General features: G+C 64.3%; 14 protein-coding genes and 1 tRNA gene. 7 read left to right on the forward strand and 8 right to left on the reverse strand.

Annotated features, from left to right (window positions below; genetic code table 11):
- Positions 1–11 precede the first annotated feature (11 nt).
- Positions 12–605: an ECF-type sigma factor gene (locus tag AAF604_03205; protein ID MEM7048635.1), complete on the forward strand. Its 594-nt coding sequence runs from the start codon at positions 12–14 to the stop codon at positions 603–605.
- Positions 606–787: 182 nt separating this feature from the next.
- Here the strand turns inward: AAF604_03205 and AAF604_03210 are convergent, their stop codons facing one another.
- The 3 genes from AAF604_03210 to AAF604_03220 form a co-directional block, all read right to left on the reverse strand.
- Positions 788–1,867 carry an NAD(P)/FAD-dependent oxidoreductase gene (locus tag AAF604_03210; protein ID MEM7048636.1) on the reverse strand — a complete coding sequence of 360 codons (1,080 nt, stop codon included), beginning with the start codon at positions 1,865–1,867 and terminating at the stop codon, positions 788–790.
- A 334-nt stretch (positions 1,868–2,201) separates the two neighbouring features.
- Complete coding sequence (locus tag AAF604_03215; GenBank protein MEM7048637.1) at positions 2,202–2,591, reverse strand: type II toxin-antitoxin system VapC family toxin; 390 nt, start codon at positions 2,589–2,591, stop codon at positions 2,202–2,204.
- Entirely contained in the window at positions 2,581–2,832 is a 252-nt protein-coding gene (locus AAF604_03220; protein ID MEM7048638.1) for a hypothetical protein, read from the reverse strand. The genes AAF604_03215 and AAF604_03220 overlap by 11 nt, the downstream gene beginning before the upstream one ends.
- Positions 2,833–3,196: 364 nt before the next feature.
- Here AAF604_03220 and AAF604_03225 point away from each other — a divergent pair, with 364 nt between their 5' ends.
- Entirely contained in the window at positions 3,197–4,459 is a 1,263-nt protein-coding gene (locus tag AAF604_03225; GenBank protein ID MEM7048639.1) for a hypothetical protein, read from the forward strand.
- Positions 4,456–5,808 (forward strand): DUF4041 domain-containing protein, encoded by a 1,353-nt coding sequence (locus tag AAF604_03230; GenBank protein MEM7048640.1) that lies wholly within the window; start codon positions 4,456–4,458, stop codon positions 5,806–5,808. Before AAF604_03225 ends, AAF604_03230 begins: the two co-directional genes overlap by 4 nt.
- A gap of 645 nt (positions 5,809–6,453) precedes the next feature.
- Here AAF604_03230 and AAF604_03235 read toward each other — a convergent pair.
- Together AAF604_03235 and gltX are read right to left on the reverse strand one after the other, a co-directional pair.
- A tRNA-Gln gene (locus AAF604_03235) sits at positions 6,454–6,527 on the reverse strand.
- A gap of 110 nt (positions 6,528–6,637) precedes the next feature.
- The gene (gltX, locus tag AAF604_03240) at positions 6,638–8,095 is read right to left on the reverse strand and encodes a glutamate--tRNA ligase (GenBank protein ID MEM7048641.1); all 1,458 of its coding nucleotides are present in this window, start codon (positions 8,093–8,095) and stop codon (positions 6,638–6,640) included.
- Positions 8,096–8,271: 176 nt separating this feature from the next.
- Between gltX and AAF604_03245 the strand changes: the two genes are divergently transcribed.
- From AAF604_03245 to AAF604_03255, 3 genes are all read left to right on the forward strand, one after another.
- Positions 8,272–9,165, forward strand: a complete 894-nt coding sequence (locus tag AAF604_03245; protein ID MEM7048642.1) for a universal stress protein — start codon at positions 8,272–8,274, stop codon at positions 9,163–9,165.
- A gap of 506 nt (positions 9,166–9,671) precedes the next feature.
- Complete coding sequence (locus AAF604_03250; GenBank protein MEM7048643.1) at positions 9,672–9,983, forward strand: hypothetical protein; 312 nt, start codon at positions 9,672–9,674, stop codon at positions 9,981–9,983.
- A 255-nt stretch (positions 9,984–10,238) separates the two neighbouring features.
- Positions 10,239–11,567, forward strand: a complete 1,329-nt coding sequence (locus AAF604_03255) for a tetratricopeptide repeat protein (protein ID MEM7048644.1) — start codon at positions 10,239–10,241, stop codon at positions 11,565–11,567.
- Between the two features lie 136 nt (positions 11,568–11,703).
- On the opposite strand, the gene AAF604_03260 is transcribed toward AAF604_03255, so the two are convergent.
- From AAF604_03260 to trkA, 3 genes are read right to left on the reverse strand one after another with little or no spacing between them, the layout of a single operon-like run.
- Positions 11,704–12,090, reverse strand: a complete 387-nt coding sequence (locus AAF604_03260; GenBank protein MEM7048645.1) for an ACT domain-containing protein — start codon at positions 12,088–12,090, stop codon at positions 11,704–11,706.
- Complete coding sequence (locus tag AAF604_03265; GenBank protein MEM7048646.1) at positions 12,087–13,538, reverse strand: TrkH family potassium uptake protein; 1,452 nt, start codon at positions 13,536–13,538, stop codon at positions 12,087–12,089. Before AAF604_03265 ends, AAF604_03260 begins: the two co-directional genes overlap by 4 nt.
- Positions 13,535–14,896 (reverse strand): Trk system potassium transporter TrkA, encoded by a 1,362-nt coding sequence (gene trkA / locus AAF604_03270; GenBank protein MEM7048647.1) that lies wholly within the window; start codon positions 14,894–14,896, stop codon positions 13,535–13,537. The genes AAF604_03265 and trkA overlap by 4 nt, the downstream gene beginning before the upstream one ends.
- 266 nt (positions 14,897–15,162) lie before the next feature.
- Between trkA and AAF604_03275 the strand changes: the two genes are divergently transcribed.
- Complete coding sequence (locus tag AAF604_03275) at positions 15,163–17,577, forward strand: TonB-dependent receptor (protein ID MEM7048648.1); 2,415 nt, start codon at positions 15,163–15,165, stop codon at positions 17,575–17,577.
- Positions 17,578–17,607 lie beyond the last annotated feature (30 nt).

The following is a 17,607-nucleotide window of genomic DNA, read 5'->3' on the forward strand; positions in this document are numbered from 1 at the left end:
CTCGCCGCTCGATGGCTGACGAAACTCCCGATCTACCGGAGGTTACCGAGCTGCTCTCGCGCTGGCGGGTCGGTGAAGAAACCGATCTCGAGGCCATGGTCCCGCAGATCTACGACGAGCTGCGCAGCCTGGCCAATCGCTACATTCGGCGCGGCGGCTCTGCCCAGACACTGCAACCCACGGAGCTGGTGAACGAGGCCTTCGTGCGACTGATGGGCTCGACGGTGAGCACCAATGATCGTCTGCATTTCCTGGCCCTCACTGCCCGCGTCATGCGCAGCGTCCTGGTCGACCGTTTCCGCCGGCGCGACGCGGCGAAGCGCGGCAGCAATCCGACGCCGGTGACGCTGGCTTCCAGCTTCGCCGAGCGGCAGCAGAGCTCGATCGACCTCCTCGATCTCCACCGCGCTCTGGAGCGCTTCGGCTCGGTCTCGCCACGAGCCGCGCAGATCGTCGAGCTGCGCTTCTTCGCCGGCTTGACCAATGAGGAAGTCGCAGAAGTCCTGGGGGTCTCGCTGGCCACCGTGGCTCGGGAATGGCGGGCCGCCCGGGTTTGGCTGGCCAACGCCCTCGAGACGCCGCCGGGAGCGTCGTTACGACAGTAGCCCTCGCCCGTCCTTCTCACCAGCTTTCCGCTGCGAGTCCGTAGGTCCCCGAATCTGCTGCGTTATCCGTCGCTTGCTCTCCTCGCAGTACGTCGAGTACGGCAGCGTCGTGGCAGCGACGGATGCCTTGCATCTTCAAGAATCTACGGCCTCTCGCCAGGAAACCTCGTGAGAAGGGCGGGCTAGAACGTTCGGGAGGTGCTCTCCAGGACTTGATCCACGGCCTCGAACCCGGAGAGGGCGGCGCCGTGCACGGTGGCCCAGCTTTCGGCGTAGGTCTCGCCGGCGAAGAAGACCTTGCCTTCGAGCGGCGAGCGGAGGATGGCCCGGGTTGCCGCGTCGGTATCGAAGGTGTAGGAACCTCGGATGAAGGGTTCTTTCGACCAGTTCTGTACGACGTGTTTCACATGGTGCTTGGAGGCTGCGCCGCCGAAGATGCGATCGAGCTCGTCCAGCGCGAGGTCGACAGTCTCTTGGTCGGTCGCGGCCGTTGCGTAGGGTCTCGCAGGGTCCCCAACGGTGAACAGACCGAGGATGTTCCTCGAGCTGTCCTTCTTGAAAGCCGCGTCGTAGTAGATCTTCTCGCCCCAGCCCTGGATCTTATTGGGTCCGCCTTGGAGGAGGTCGGGGTAGAACCGCTCCCGGAATTCGAAGAACAACTTCAGGCCATCCGGCATCGAGAGGCGGTTCAACGCCGCGACTTTCTCCCCGGGCAGCTCGGGAGTGAACTGAATCTCCGCTTCTTTCAGGACCGTCAAGGGGACTGTGACGATGATGCGATCGGCTTTGTGAGTCGTGCCGTCTTGCGTGATCACCTGGACTCGGCGGCCCGAAACGTCGATGGCCCGGACCGGGCTGTCGAGACGAATGCGGCCCTGGATTCTGGACGCCAGGTGTTTTTCGAAGAAGCCGAACCAGGTTGTCCGCTTGAACTTGTGCTCCGCATAGACGAGTGAAGCGAGGCGGTTCTTGCGGATCCGGCCGCCCTTCCAGGTCGAGATCCAAGGGTTGTACTTGACGACCTCGAACTTGCGACCAGCCTCTGGATCGTGCGCCAACTCTTCCAGAATCGAAGGCGCGGTGTGAATCCACTCTGCGCCGAGGTCGATGGGGAAGTCAGCGAAGTCGGAGATCCGCTTCATGCGGCCGCCGATACGAGAGGAGGCCTCGAGGATCTCGAATTCGACGCCGCGGCGCTCGAGGGCGAAGCCGGCGGCGAGTCCCGCGGCCCCGGCGCCGATCACCAGCACCTTGAAGTCCAAGGCAGGCGTGACGCTTCTTCGCCCCGCAGCTTCCTGAGGTTGAATCCTCAGAGCAAGCTGCTGAAGGCCGAGAATGGCGCCTGCTGCGCCGCGGAGGAAGGTCCTGCGATCCATCAGGACAGAGTATAGCGACGGAGCCCTAGACGGTCGTCTCTCTCGAGTACAAGCCCATCTTCGTTTCGGAGGCGTCCCTGCGCGGCCCCTCTACGGCAGCCTCTCAGGGCAGCGGAGGAGGCGCCGAATCAAGACGCGGGGCGATTGGCTCGAATCTGCGGGCTACCTCATCCGCTCAGTTGCGCCTTTCGGCCAGTTTTGGTGTTGCCTCCCTCGTCCGCTACCAGGCCTCGACTTGAAGAGATTCGACCTGAGCGAAGTGGCGATCACGAGTCGCCAGGATCAGATCGTGTTGCCGGGCACAGGCTGCAATCCAGATATCGTTCTCAGGAATCGGCCGCCCCTGCTGTTGGAGATGCGCCTTAAGCGTCCCGTACTGCTGAGCAGTCGCGATGTCCTGTGGCATCACCGGACAGACCTCTACCAGCCCTTCGATCCGGCGACGGTTGGCCTCGGGACGAGCTGACTTCGCAGCCCCAAAGAGCAATTCACCGACGACCATGAGGCAGAGAAAAGACTTGATCCCGAGACCGCGGCGGGCTTCAAGATCAACGTCCTGATTGAGCACACGTATGGCGACGTTGGTATCGAGCAGGTACCTACCACTCATCGGCGTCGACCCGCCACCCATCCGCGTCAACCTGCTCGCATCCCTCTTCGATTGCTTCCATCATCTCGCGCGCCGATTTGTCGTCAAGAGTGCCGGCAACCTTCATCAGATCCTCGACCGAGGCTCCCTGAAGGCTGGACCTGGCCAGATCGTGGACCAGCGCGGCGGCCCGCTCCTGTTGCTTGGGCGAGAGCCGGTCCAGGTCACTAAGAATCTGCTCCTTGATCGTTGGTACCACCATAGTGCCACCTCCTTTGCGCTCCGGTGCGCGGTCCGATTCTATCCGGCAGCCTAAGGAGGCGGTGAGATCGCCCCTGCCTCTTCGGCAAGAGCCAGGAGATACCTCATAGCGACCTCCCTACCGTTGGCCTCGGTGGTATCCGATTGAAGAGGTGCCCCAACGACCCGCCTTCCTATGCTCGGTGGACCGAGTTGGAGTTGGCAGGTCGGGCGGTCCTGTAGGATGTCCGCAATACATCTTGAGCGAATTCTTGAAATCATGCTCTGGCTTCCACCTCTGGGCAGGAAATTCTAGCTTGGACACTTCTCCTTGGTTGCTTTGGGGAGGCTTGGGCAGCACACGGCCAACGAAGAGGAGGCAGACATTGGCAAGGCGGGGATTCTTTGCAGAGATTAGCCACCAAGTGCGACAGGCGGAAAAGGCAAGAGCAAGGGCGGAGCGAGAGGAGGAGCGAGCTAGGAAGGCGGCTATCCGTGATCTTGAAAGAGCCCGGAAGAAGTCCGAGCGCCTTAGGCAGCAAGCTGTAAGAGCCCACGCTGCTGAGAAGAAGAGGCTCGAAAAAGAGGCTCGTGCTGCTCACTTCGCCGCTAGACAAGCCGAGGTCGACAAGCAGAACAGCGAGCTTGAGCAGCAGTTCCAAGAGATTGAATCCCTATTAGCAGCCACGCTTGATGTAGATGATTATGTAGACTTGGACTCTCTCCGGAAGAAGGCCGAGCACCCGGCGTTTGGCCACCCGGATCTTGAGGTACCCATCCAGCCACCCGAACCACCTTCTGAGTCGCCAGAGCCAGTGTTCATTGAACCAAGGGCACCGAAGGGGCTTGCGGCGCTTTTTGGCCGGAAGAAGGCAGCGAGAGCGGTTGCGGCAGCCAATGAAGCTCATGTGGAAGCCGTCACTGCCTGGCGCTCCAAAGTAGAAGAGCTCAAAGCCCTTCACAAGGCTGAGTTGAGGGGCGCCGCAGAGCGCGAGGAGAAGCGATTAGAGCGGCTCAAGGCTGAGAGAGGGAAGTATGAGAAAGAGTGCGCCGAGCGTGAAAAGGCCGTTGCCGAACACAACTCTAGGCTAGATACCTTCATAACCAATCTTGGCTACGGAACTGCCGAAGCGATTCAAGAGTACGTGTCCATCGTGCTGGCGAACTCTGTCTACCCTCCGGTATTTCCTGTCGATCACGACTTTGACTTCGACCCAAATAGCGCCGAGCTCCGGTTGCGGGTTGTCGTTCCGCCCCCCGAAGCAATGCCGACCGTCAAGGCCTACCGATACGTCAAATCCAAAGACGAAATCATGGCAACGTCCCTTTCCCAGAAAGCGTCCAAAGAGAGGTACGAAAGTGCCATCCATCAAGTGGCGCTTCGGTCGGTGCATGAGGTGTTCGAAGCCGACCGCCGGGGGCTCATTAGGACCATCTCCATGGAACTGGGCACAGAGACTGTCAGACCAGCAACGGGGCGGATGGACTACTTCCCATTCGTCGCCTTGGCAACTGACCGAGATCAGTTCCTTGAGCTGAACCTATCGGCCGTCGTGCCAACCGCCAGCCTTGAGCATCTTGGTGCGGTGATATCCAAGAATCCCTTTGGGCTAGTTACGGTTGATGCATCAGGGGTCCGTCAGGCATGACCGATGACTCGGCTATCTTCAATCCCCCTCCTGGCTGGCCAAAACCGCCAGAGGGCTGGAAGCCGCCACCTGGCTGGTCACCGGACCCCGCCTGGCCTGCGCCGCCCGAGGGCTGGGAACTGTGGCTTCCGGCAACTGCCGAGGACGGGAAGCAAGATGAGGCTGAGTCGACTTCTCCTGCCAAGTTGCCCAGGGGGAACTCGGAAGCGAGACAGGCCGACAGCGCTTCGGTGGACCGGGTCGCACAGCTCGAAGCGGAGAACGCGGCACTACGCGCACGCCTAGACTCTGATCCTCTAGAGGACGATGCCATCACCCTGAGCGACGAGGCGGTGCTCCAAGAGGTGGGCATCTACCAATACCACCACCCGCTGGAAAGCGCGGTTGCTTACAAGGAAACCCTGAAGAAGCTGTCGAGTCGAATCGCAGATCAAGTGCGCTTCAGAAGCGCGATCGAGGTCTCGAGCCGATTCACCTTCAACAACTCGCTCGCGCAGGGGCGCAGGCTGTCCTCGAACCTCTCTCGACTGATGCTTCGCGCTTACAACGCTGAGGTAGACAATTGTCTTCGCTCGCTGAGAGCTGGAAACGTAGTTACCGCGAAGAAGAGAGTCGAGGCTTCTCGCAGGGCGATCAGAAAGCTCGGCAGCATTATGGAGATGCAGATTAGCCCCGGGTACCACGCGCTACGACTTGAGGAGATCGAGCTCACAGCGGACTACCTGATCAAGAAGAAGGAAGAGAGGCTCGCGGCCCGAGAGGAGCGGGCCCGCCTCCGGGAGGAACGACGGGTCGAGGCCGAGTTGGCGGCGGAGCGCGAGCGGCTAGAGAAAGAACGCAGCCACCTCCTGAACGCCCTGGCAACTCTTCGGGCGGGCGGCTCTTCGGATGAGGACCTGGAGAGCAAACTAAGCGAAGTCGAGGTGGCGATTGAGCACAATGACTACCGGGCGGCCAACATCCGAGCAGGCTACGTGTATGTCATATCTAATCGTGGCTCTTTTGGGAGAGGAGTCGTCAAGATAGGGCTTACTCGCCGCCTGCAGCCGCTAGTGCGCGTTTCCGAGCTTAGCGGGGCCTCGGTGCCTTTTCGGTTTGATGTGCATGGACTCTTCTTCTCAGAGGATGCAGTCTCCCTCGAGGCCGAATTGCACGAGGAATTTGCGCCGCGCCGTGTGAACCTCGCGAATAGCCGTAAGGAATTTTTCTTTGCGAGCCCGTCGGAGGTCCAAGAGGCCTTGGTGTCGAAAGTTGGAAGCTTGCTGGAATTCAAAGAGGAGGCTGAGGCGACCGAGTACTGGCAAAGCCTGCACCACTGGCCAGAGGACCACAGAAGCCGCAATCAATAGGTTCGGAAGAGCGATGAGAACCTCGCCGTAGCTAGGGAGGGGTGTAGCGCTGCGCTCGACGCTCATGCTTTAGGTGCCGGCGTAGTCACAGTTCCACCCTCCTCCCTGACTCTTCAGCCTCAACTTGAATCAGCAGGGCTGGCTGCCTGGTCCGATGAGCCAGAGGTTTGCCCCGGTTCTCGAAAGCCCACTGGTCCAGCGATCGTGCCTCTCCCGTCACCGGTGATCTCCTTCCTTGCTGACCTTCGCAAAGAGCGTCGCTCCGAGGTCTGGGTCGTCGCCAACAAGGCCGGGAATCGAGAAAGACACCTCCTCGAGATTTTCAAGATCGTCTGCCGGCGAGCCAAGATCACCCCTCAGGCAGCGATGCTTTATGCGCTCCGTCGTTCCTTCGGGACCCACCTGCGAGGGCAGGGGTTCGCCTGGCTGACATCGCTGGTCTCAGGGGGCAAAGCGACCTGGCAACCACCAAGATCTACGCTAGCCTACCTCCCTCCGATTTCGGCGGCGCTGTTACGCAAAATGACGCCGTTGGTGGGTGGCTCTGGCGAGCCGTCACACAAACCTGCTGAAGAGAGCGAGTCGACTCGCTTGATCGAGCCTAAACCATCGCTAATAAGAGGCTTGGAGAGTGGTATCGAGAAGTGGCTGGGACGCAGGGAGTCGAACCCCGATTCTACGGTCCAGAGCCGCATGTCTTGCCATTAGACGACGTCCCAAGCGGACGAGAGGGTAACCGATTCGGCGCTTCTCGGTCAAGCCGTGAGCGGGGCACGAAGGTTGCCGCAAAGGCCAGCGCTGTTGGGCGTTTTGGCCTTCTGATCGGGACCTACTCGCTGGTCGGTGCGATCTCGGCGAGGTAGGCGATGAAGTGGTCGAGCCGTTGGCGCGTCGCCGGGCGACCGACGAGGGCGACGAGGTCGAAGACCGGCGGGCCCTTCTTGCTGGCGGAGAGCGCCATGCGCAGCGGGTGGATGAGGTAGCCGGCCTTTTCGCCGAACTCTTCGCAAAGGGCGCGCAGGGCCTGGTCGAGGGGGTCGATGGCGAAGTCGTCGAGGGCGTCGTAGCGGTCGCGCAGGGCGGCGAGGCGCTCCGGCAGCTCGGCCTTGGCGGCGAATTTGGCGCACAGGGCGGGGTCGTAGTCGAGTCGGTCGACGAAGTAGTGGCCGATGCTCTCGGCGAGCTCGGCGAGATTGTGGGCGCGCAGCCGATGGAGGGTGACGGCGGCCTCGAGGCGGTCGGGGTCGGCGTCGGCGAGGCCGTTGGCGGCGAGGAAGGGCTCGAGGTGCGGCCAGATCTCTTCGAGGGGCAGGTTGAAGAGGTACTGGGCGTTCATCCAGGCGAGCTTGTCGCGGTCGAAGACGGCGGCCGAGGTGTTCAGACGCTCGACCGTGAAGAGCTCCGTCATCTCGTCGCGGCTGAGGATCTCGCGGGCGTCGCCGGGACTCCAGCCGAGCAGGGCGAGAAAGTTGTAGAGCGCCTGCGGCAGGATGCCCTGGTCGCGAAATTCTTCGACGGAGGTGGCACCGGTGCGCTTCGACAGCCGTTTCTTGTCCGGCCCGAGGATCAGCGGCAGGTGGCCGAAGGTCGGCAGTGGGGCTTCGAGGGCCTCGAAGAGGGCGATGTGCTTGGGCGTGTTCGAGAGGTGGTCGTCGCCGCGGATGATGTGGCTGACGCGCATGTCGATGTCGTCGCTGACCACCGAGAGGTGGTAGGTCGGCGAGCCGTCCGAGCGCAGCAGGATGAAGTCGTCGAGGGCGTCCGGCGGAAAGTCGACGTCGCCCCGCACCAGGTCGTGGAAGCGAATGTTGTCCTGCGCCATGCGGAAGCGCACCACGAAGGGGGTGCCGGCGGCGAGGCGCTCTTCGACCTCGGCGGCGGACAGGGTGCTGCAGGTGCCCGGGTAGCGAAAGCGCTCGCCGGCCTTCTCGGCGGCACGGCGCTGCGCGTCGAGCTCTTCCGAGGTGCAGAAGCAGCGGTAGGCGAGGTCCCGAGCAAGCAACTCGGCGGCGCGCTCACGGTGGCGCTCGACCCTGGCACTCTGCAGGGCGGGCCCCTCGTCCCAGTGGCAGCCGACCCACTCGAGGGCTTCCTGGATCTGGCGCGTCATGGCTTCGTCCGAGCGCGCCCGGTCGGTGTCCTCGATGCGCAGGATGAGCTCGCCGCCGAGGTGGGCGCGCAGCAGGTCGTTGTAGATCGCGGTGCGGGCCCCGCCGACGTGCAGGAAGCCGGTCGGCGAGGGGGCGAAGCGAACCCGGATGGGGCCTTGCAGAGCTGTTTCGGTCATGGTGAATCCTCTCTCGATTCGAGAAGCGGAACCCTAACCGGCTGTCTGCGGTGACGCAAGGGACGGCGAAGAGCGGCTCCCCGCCCCGTGGGAGGAGGGCGAGCCACCCGCCGGGGTGAAGCGCTCGGAGAGTCGGATCGCTAGCCTGGGGCTGGACTTCCCCAGGAGGATTCACCATGAGCTCCGAAAGCTTGGTTCGTACTCCAACGATTGCCGTCGGAACCGATTTCTCGCCCTCCGCCGAGGCCGCCGTAGCCTGGGGCTGCGAGCTCGCCGACGCGCTCCACGGCCGCCTGCGCTTGGTTCATGTCTTGACCCTGCCGAGCCAGGTGGCGTCTTACCTGCCGGCCTCCGGCGACTATTCGCAGGAACTGCAGGCGGCCGCCATGGGCCGTCTCGAGAAGGCTGCACAAGGCCTGGGCGAGGTCGATCTGGATTTGCGCATCGGTACCCCGTCGCAGGGCCTTCTGGAGATGATCGAGGAGCGTCAGCCGGAGGTCTTGATCGTCGGCAGCCGAGGGCTTTCGGGCCTGTCGCATCTCCTGCTCGGCAGCACCGCCGAGCGGGTGGTGCAGCGGGCCTCCTGTCCGGTGTTGACGGTTCATGCCGACAGCTCGCCCGTTCCACTGCGTACCGTGGTGGTGCCGACGGATTTTTCCGCCGATGCTGAAAGTGCGGTGCATCAGGCGCGTCATCTCTTCCACGGCGCCGGTGACACCTTGCGGGTGGTTTTGGTCCACATCTTCAGCCTGCCGGTGGAGTACACCGCCTACGGTACGGTGCCCACCGCCTTCCGTAACCTCGGCCAGGTGGCAGCGCGGGCCAATCGCCAGCTCGAAGAGACGGCGGACAAGCTGCGCGCCGAGGGTTACCAGGTAGAGACCGAGTGCCGCGAAGGCGCTTCCGCCAGCGGCATCCTCGAGCTCGCCGATGAGTTCGACGCCGATCTCATCGCGATGGGCACTCGCGGTTTGACGGGAATGGCCCACTTGCTCCTCGGCAGCACTGCCGAGCGAGTGGTGCAGAAGGCGCCCTGTCCGGTTTTGACGGTGCGAGCTCCCGGCGACTGACCCCGTCTCTCTCCCCGCCGCCTCGTTCCGCCGCCGAGATCCTCTGGCGATGATGGAGTGACCGGGGCGCCCTCCCCTCGAAGAGCCGTGGTACTTCCGCGGCCGGGCGCAGGCTTCGGCCCCGGCCCTTCGTTTCGTTGTTGGACAATCCCTGTGCAGCCCTCGCCTCTCGGGCTCGATGTCGGCTGCCAATCCTTCCAAGAAGGTCCGCAGGGTAGGGCTTCCCGCGAGCTGCCGCGGACTTCCTCCTCAGCTCTCCACATGGTGGAGCGCTGCACCCCACGAGCGACCACAGTCTGAGCCTCTGAGGCGGGGTTGCCGGTGCGCCGGTTACCCCGCCGCTCCTCGGTGCCGATACTCCTCGGTGTACATTTTCCGGGGGTTTTTCGCCGTTGTGAGCACTTCGATGGCGTCTTTTTGTTACCTCTATTGATAATCAAATCGACAAGGCGGTCCGGTAGGGCATGGTGCTGTGCTTTGGTCTGCCTTGGATGAGAGGAGGACTCGTGACTCGTATTTTTCGTTCGCTCGTCATTGCATTGGTGGTGGTCTCCCTGTCAGCTCCGGTCGTCCTGGCCGGTCCGGTCAGCCGAGAGGAGGCGCGGGAATCGACCCTCGTCGCCTCCTTCGTTGGCACCGTCTGGGATGCATTGATGAGTCGTTGGGAGGACCGGGCCGAGACGGCCCGAGAGTGCTCAGCCTGCACCGCCGAGCGACAGGGCAAGCGTTTCGACCGCAACTCGACGGATCCGAATTCCAACAGCAACAGCGGTGGAAACGGCAACGAGCAGGGCTCCGGAATGGACCCCAACGGCTGATCTCGGAGGGCCCTCGACGAACCCTCTGCTTTCATCTGTTGCGTGAATCGGTTATTTTGGGTTCGGTGAGGGCCTCGAGAAGGTACTTCCCGCCGCTCGGCGGCAGATCTCTGCATCTGGTGCGCGCGGCGGGAATCGGTCGCGAATGACCGGGCCTCGATGACGCCTGGTGGGGCAGGCCTCGAACAGGTGTGACGATTGCTTCGGCAGCCTTCGACAGGGCACTCTTTCGCAATGCCTTGGAGGAGGTTGTGGTTGATTGATATTCATCTGACTCGGGAGCTGCTGCAGGCGGTGACCCGGGGTGAGCTCCACCCGTCGGTCCTAACGGCGACCCTTCTCGAACACCTGACGGCTCTTTGCCCGACCTGTCGCGACGAGATCGACGCCTGGCGTCGCGATGCTCGCGGCAGCGGCAGCGAAGGAGTTTCCGCGGCGGTCGACAAGAGCCTGGCCTCGGCCGATGCCCAGCAACGCGCCATCGAGCGCGAGCGCCGGGAGGCGCGCAAGGACTTCACGGCCCTGCTGCGCCTGCCGGAAGGCCGCCGCCTGGAGCGGGTCACCGGCGCCTACAAGCGCTTCCGGAGTCCCTTCCTGGCCGAGGAGCTGCTGCGCAAGAGTCGCAGCTTCATTCCGGCCGATCCGCGCCAGGCCTTCCATTTCGCCGAGCTCGCCAACACGGTGGCTCAGTGGAGCCAGAACCGCGCCTTCGGAGCCGAGCTACAGACCCAGGCCCTCGCCAATATGGCCAACGCCCAGCGCGCTCTGGGTGAGTTGCGCACCGCCGATGCTCTCTTCCGGCAGGCGCGTTCGGTGGTGCGCATGGAAGGGGTGACGGACAAGCTGGTCTATGCCGAGCTCGATTCCTATGAGGGCACCTTGCGCCGTGTCCAGCGCAGCTTCGACGAGGCCGAAACGCTCTTCGAGCGCGCCGTCCTCCACAGCCGCCTGGCGGGTGATGACGAGCGGGTGGCCCGTACTCTGCTCAGCATCAGCGAGCTCTACCGCGCGATGGGCGAATCCGAGAAGGCGCTGGTTTCGGCCCGCGAGGCTCTCGAGCTACTCGATCCGGAGGAGCAGGCTCGTCTCTGCCTGATGGCGCGCCACAACGTGGCTCATAGCCTCTGTGACCTCGAACGATTCGAGCCCGCCGCCGCCGCCTTCGATGAGGCGAAGACTCTCTACGCCCGGTTCGAAGATTTCTGGACCCAGCAGCGCGCCGACTGGCTCGAAGGCAAGATCTTGCGCGGTCTGGGCCGTCCGCGCGATGCCGAAACGGTACTCCGGGGCGTCCGGGAGCGCTTCGTGACTCAGGACGAGGCCTATGATGCGGCCCTGGTATCCATCGATCTGGCGCTGGTGATGGCGGATCTCGGCCGCAGCCACGACATGCAGGTCCTCGCTGAGGAGATGATGCCGTTGTTTCAGGCGGTCGAGCTCCACCGGGAGGCGATGGCCACCTTGCTGCTCTTCCAGCAGGCGGTGCGCGAGAATGCCCTCACCGGAGCGATGGTGCGCGAGATGGGGCGCTTCATGGAGCAGGCGCGCAGGAATTTCGAGCAGTCTTCTCCGCAACCCTCCTAGCCGGTTGCCGAAAACGTCGTCGGCAGGCTGCGACCGGGCCCGGATTGGCCCGGCGGCACGCTGCCGTCGCCACCGGTCTTCCCCTGGAGGCCACCGCCCTTTCCCCGATTCGCCCCCCAGTCGGTGGAAACCGAGCCTAAGGACGATGGATGTGGTGGCCGGCGTCGGCCAGGGCGGCGAGGGCTTTTTCGAGGTCGTCTCCTGGCAGGAAGACGTAGTCGGTGTCATAGGTCGCGATGGCGAGCAGGCTGACTCCCGCCGCCGCCAGCGGATCGGCGACCGAGGCCAGCACGCCGGTGGCGGAGAACTCGAACGGTCCCTCGAAACGCAGCAGGCACCAGTTGCCCTGGTGTCGGATCTCCGGTGGCACGTCTTCCTCGGGGCACAGGATCGACAGCTCGTCGCGAGTGCGGGTGAGGTTCCAGAACACCGTCGAGCGCGTCGCCCAGTCGGGAATCTCGGCCGAAGCGGGAAGGCGACAGGCCGCCCAGCGGCCGGGGATCAGGGTGAGGTGAAGGCTCATCGGCGCCAGAACCGGAAGACGAAGAGGGCGGCGATCGAGTAGACCTCGAGTCGACCGAGCCACATCATGAGGATCAGCAACAGTTTCTCCCAGGCGGCGAAGAAAGCGAAGTTCATGCTCGGCCCCACGGCATCGAGCCCGGGGCCGATGTTACCGATGGCGGCGATCGAGGCCGAGGCGGCGGTGACCAGCGAGTGCCCGCCGAGGGTGAGGAGGACGACGCCGAGGCCCCAGCTCGAGATGAACAAGATGAAGAAGCCCGTGACGCTGCGCACGACGGATTCGGGCACCGCCTTGCCGCCGACGAAGACCGAGGCGACGGTGTTGGGACTGAAGGACAGGCGCACTTCCCGAAAGGCCGTCTTGAGACCCACCAGCATGCGCATGACCTTCATCGAGCCGGTGGTCGAGCCGGCGCAGCCGCCGACGAACATCAGCGCTACCAGCAGCATGCGTGAGAGGTTGGGCCAGGTGTCGAAGTCCTGGGTGGCGAAGCCGGTGGTGGTGACCACGGAAACCACCTGAAAGACGGCGTCGATGGGCAGCCAGGCGGTGAGCTGGTAGGCGCCGGAGCGCACCAGGTCCCAGCCGATCACCAGCGAGGCGATGGCGATCAGGATGAGATAGAGGCGAAACTCGAAGTCCCGCAACAGGTTCCAGCCGCGCCGTTTGCGCATCCCGTAGTAGAGCGAAAAGTTGCCCCCGCCGAGGATCATGAAGACGACGATGACGAGGTGGATCCAGGGGGACTCGAAGGCTGCCACGGAGTCGTTGCGTGGCGAGAAGCCGCCGGTCGAGAGGGTGGAGAAGGTGTGGGTCAAGGCGTCGAACAGGTTCATGCCACAGAGCATCAGCAGGACGGTCTCGGCGGCCGTGAGGAGGAGGTAGATGCGCCACAGGACGCCCGCCGTGTCGCGAATGCGCGGCTGCAGGGCCTCGGCCGTCGGTCCGGGAACCTCGAGCTTGTAGAGGAAGCGCGCGCCGGGCCCTAGCTCGGGCAGCAGGGCGACGAACAGGACGATGATGCCCATGCCGCCGAGCCACTGGGTGAAGGAACGCCAGAACAGAATGCCGTAGCCGGCCTGCTCGATCGCCGGCAGCACCGTCGCGCCGGTGGTGGTGAAGCCGGAGGCGGCCTCGAAGAGGGCATCGACGGGCGTGGTCAGGGTGCCCGACAGGAGGTAGGGGAGGGCCCCGAAGACGGAGGCCAGCACCCATCCGCCGACGACGATCAGAATGCCCTCGCGCCGGTACAGGGTGCTGCCGGCGCGCCTGCCGAGGAGCATCATGACGGCACCGCTGACGGCGGTGATCGCCGCCGAGGCGAGGAAGGCGAAGGCCGATTCGCGCTCGCCGTAGATCAGGCAGCAGACGGTGGGGAAGAGCAGCGCCGCGGCCAGCACCAGCACTAGCCGGCCGAGGATCTTGAGGACCGGACGCGGGCTCATTGGGGGCGATCGATGCCCGGGAAGAGCAGGCGGACCGTCGGCAGCTCTTCCTCGCGCACGAAGAGGATCACCAGGTCGCCGGCCTCGAGGCGGTCTTTGCCGCGGGGCACGAAGACCTTGCGGCCGCGCACCACGGCGCCGACGATGACGCCCCGTGGTGGCTTCATCTCGGCCAGGGTGACGCCGGCGGCGGGGCTCGCCGGGTGCAGGCGGCGCTCGATCACCTGAGCGGCGCCGCGTTGCAGGGAGACGATGTTGGCGCTGTAACCGCTGTCGATGTACTCGTGAATACGCTCGTAGGCGAGGGAGCGGGGCGAGAACACCTGCATCAGACCGAGTCGCCGCCACAGATGCGAGGTCTCGGCGCGGTCGACCAGAGCGAGGACGTTCGGTACCCCGAGCTCCTGGGCCAGCAGGCTCGCCATCAGGTTGCTCTCGTCGTTGCCGGTGACGGCGACGAAGAAGTGTGCCGACTCGACCCGCTCGGCCTTGAGCAGGGCGAGGTCGGTGGCCTCGCCGTGGAGGACGTGGAGCCAGGGAAAATCCGCTGCCAGGACCTGGGCACGGCGCCGGTCGCGTTCGATGAGGGTGATCTTGGCTCCCAGGCCGGCGAGAGATTCCGCCACCAACTGGCCGGTGCGGCTGCCGCCGGCGATCACGACGCTGCCCATCGGCGCCGGTTTGGCGGTCACCATGCGCTCGACCTGGGCGATCGAATCGGTGCCGGCGAGGATGAGCGCCTCGTCGCCTTCCTCGGCGCGGTCGTCGCCGGAGGGGATGATCAGCTCGTCGCCGCGGAAGAACGCCACCACCAGGCTGTCGGCCGGCAGCGAGACATCGCGCAGCGGCTGCTCGACCAGGGCCGAAGCGGCGTCCAGGGCGACCTTGCGCAGCTGTACCTGGCCGGCGGCGAAGTACTCCACGGCAGTGGTGTCGAAGCCGCGATAGCGATTGACGATGCGGCTGGTGGTGAGGAGCTGGGTGGAGAGCAGCAGGTCGGCGCCGAAGGCGTCCTCGTAGACCTTGCGGCGGCGCACCACTTCGCTACCGGTGCCCATGCGCACGACGCAGCGCTGGGCCCCCAGCCGCTTGGCGAGCAGCGAGGCGGCGAGATTGGCCTCGTCGTTCGAGGACACCGCCAGGAAAAGATCGCAGTCCTCGGCCTGGGCCTTCTCGAGCACCCGTACCTGGCTGCCGTTGCCCACCACGACCAGGGCGTCGAGCTGATCTTCGATGCGCTCGGCATGGCCGGCATCGCGCTCGATGACGGTGACGTGGTGGCCTTCCTGCGAAAGGGTGCGCGCCAGGTGGAACCCGACTTCTCCGGCACCCATCACGACGTAACGCTTCGGCTCCATGGTCTCGGATCGCTCTCCGCTTCGCGAGGGGGTGTTCTCGAACCGGCGGACGAGCCGCCGCGGCAGCATTGTACCGCTGGAAAAACTCCTGTCGGCGTGGCGTTTAACTCGCCGCGCCGGCTTCCCTTCAGGTAATATGACAGGGTCTATTTTTATCTTCGAACACCGGCTCTGACCCTGGAGAGACCGTGCGGCAGCTCGCGACGAGCCTGAGGCCGGACCTGGGGAGCGGGCTCGAGGGCACACTAACGACCAGGGGAGGAAGAATGAACAAGCGGATCGTCAGCTTGGTGTTGGGATGCATGTTGGTGCTGACGGGGGTCGCCGCGGCACAGGACAGCGGCCGGATCGAGGGAACCGTGACCCGTGCCGATGGCAGTGCCGTGGGCGGGGTGACCGTCGTTCTCGAGGGAGCCGGAGACGCCACCGTCACGGACAACAGCGGTAATTATTCTTTTGATGGTGTGGCCCCGGGGACCTACACGGTGAGCTATACCCTGGGCGACAACGCCGCCCTCCAGGAGGGTGTCGAGGTGACCGCCGGCGCTACGGCGACGGTGGCCCAGCAAGTCGACTGGGACGTCACCTTCGTCGAGACCATCACGGTCTTCTCGGCGTCGCGACGTGCCGAGCGCATCGTCGAAGCGCCGGCGGCGGTGACCTACATCACCGCCGAAGAGGTCGAGCGCGAAGCTTCCCACGGTCAGCTTCCGAAGCTCCTCGAGTTCACGCCCGGTGCCGAGGTCACCCAGAGTGGTCTCTACGACTACAACTTCAACACCCGCGGCTTCAACAGCTCCCTCAATCGCCGTGTCGCGGTGCTGATCGACGGCCGCAACCCTTCGGTGCCCTTCCTCGGATCCCAGGAATGGCCGGCCATGACCTTCCCCCTCGACGACCTGGCGGGGGTCGAGTTCGTGCACGGTCCGAGCGCCGCCCTTTACGGGGCCAATGCCTCGAGCGGCGTGCTCAACCTGACCACCAAGCGACCCAAGGACAGCCAGGGCGGCAAGCTGCGGATCGCTGCCGGCGAGGTGTCGACCACCAACGCCGATGCGCGCTACGCCACCGCCCTCGGTGGCGAGTGGTACCTCAAGCTGCAGGGTGGCATCCGCGATAGCGGTGACTTCACCCGCTCGCGCAACGGCCAGGCCGAGTACGCGATTCCCTGCGGTGGTGGCATCACGACCGATTGCTTGCCACAGGAGGCGGTGCCGCTGAATCCGGAGGACAGCGTCGACATCTCCTTTGGCAGCGTGCGCCTCGACAAGTACATCGGCGACAGCGACCTGCTGACCTTCGATGTCGGCCTCGCCAGCTCCGAGGGTGTCACCGCCCAGACCGGCATCGGTCGGGTGCAGCAGCTCGACATCGAGCGCACCTACGGGCGCGTCAACTACTCGGCCCAGCGCTGGAACCTGCTGGGCTCTTACAACAAACGCGACGCTCCCGAGCAGACGGCCCTGAGCTCCGGCGCCAACCTGGTGCTCGACACCAACAACTACCAGCTCGAGTTCCAGACCAACTGGAACTTCGCTGACGACCGTGCCCGCATCGTCGCCGGTGCTTCCTACAGTGAGGAGGAGATCGACACCTTCGATCCCCGCACCGGTCGCCAGACGCTGGTCTTCCAGCCCGTCGATTCGGACAAGTCGGCGGTCTTCGGGCAGCTCGACTACGACATCAACGACTCCTGGAAGTTCGTGATCGCCGGGCGCTTCGACGACAGCTCGCTGCACGATTCGCAGTTCTCGCCCAAGGCCTCACTGGTGTACGGCATCAACTCCAACAACACCCTGCGCTTCACCTACAACGAAGCCTTCCAGGTGGCCAATTACTCGGAGTTCTTCCTGCAGGCTCCGGTGGCTCCGCCGGCCGATCTTTCGCTGATCAACCTCGGCGTGTGCGGTCGCGTCGGTCTCGACTGCGGTCTCGGCGTCACGCCGGTGATCGCGGTCGGCAACGAGGACCTCGAGCTCGAGGAGACGCAGACCTTCGAGGTCGGCTACAGCGGCATCGTGGGCGGCAAGGCCTACGTCACCCTCGACTACTACAACAGCCAGAACGAGAACTTCATCACCGACCTGATTCCGCAGCTCGGCACGCCGCTGGGGCGGGTCAACAGCAACTTCGGGCCCTGGCAGGCTCCGGCGGGCATTCCGGACGCGCTGGCGACGGTCATTCGCGGCTTGGTGCCGACCCTGACCAACAACCTCGACGGCTCCAACATCATCGCGGCGGTGTCTTACACCAACTTCGGTGAGGTCGACACCCAGGGAATCGACTTCGGTCTCAACAACTACTTCAGCAACGGCTGGAGCTACAACCTCAACTACTCCTGGTTCGACTTCGACATCAAGAACGCCGGTTCCGGCTTCGACAACATCCTGTTGCCGAACACTCCGGAGCACAAGGGCGGGATCAGCTTCGGCTACGCCAAGGACGCCTTCGATCTCGACCTCGGCTTCCGCTTCGTCGATGAGTTCCGCTGGGCGGTGGGTCCGTTCCAGGGTGATGTCGACTCTTACTACACCATCGACGTCGGCGGGAACTACGCCATCACCGACAACTGGAAGGTCGGGGTCAACATCTCCAACGTCACCGACAACCAGCACTGGCAGTCCTTCGGCGGCGACCTCCTCGGACGTCGCGCGCTGGGCAATATCTCCTTTACCTGGTAGGAGTCGGAAGCGCCGCCGCCCCGCCCCGCC

The sequence above is a fragment of the Acidobacteriota bacterium genome, assembly GCA_039028635.1.
Lineage (GTDB): Bacteria > Acidobacteriota > Thermoanaerobaculia > Multivoradales > JBCCEF01 > JBCCEF01.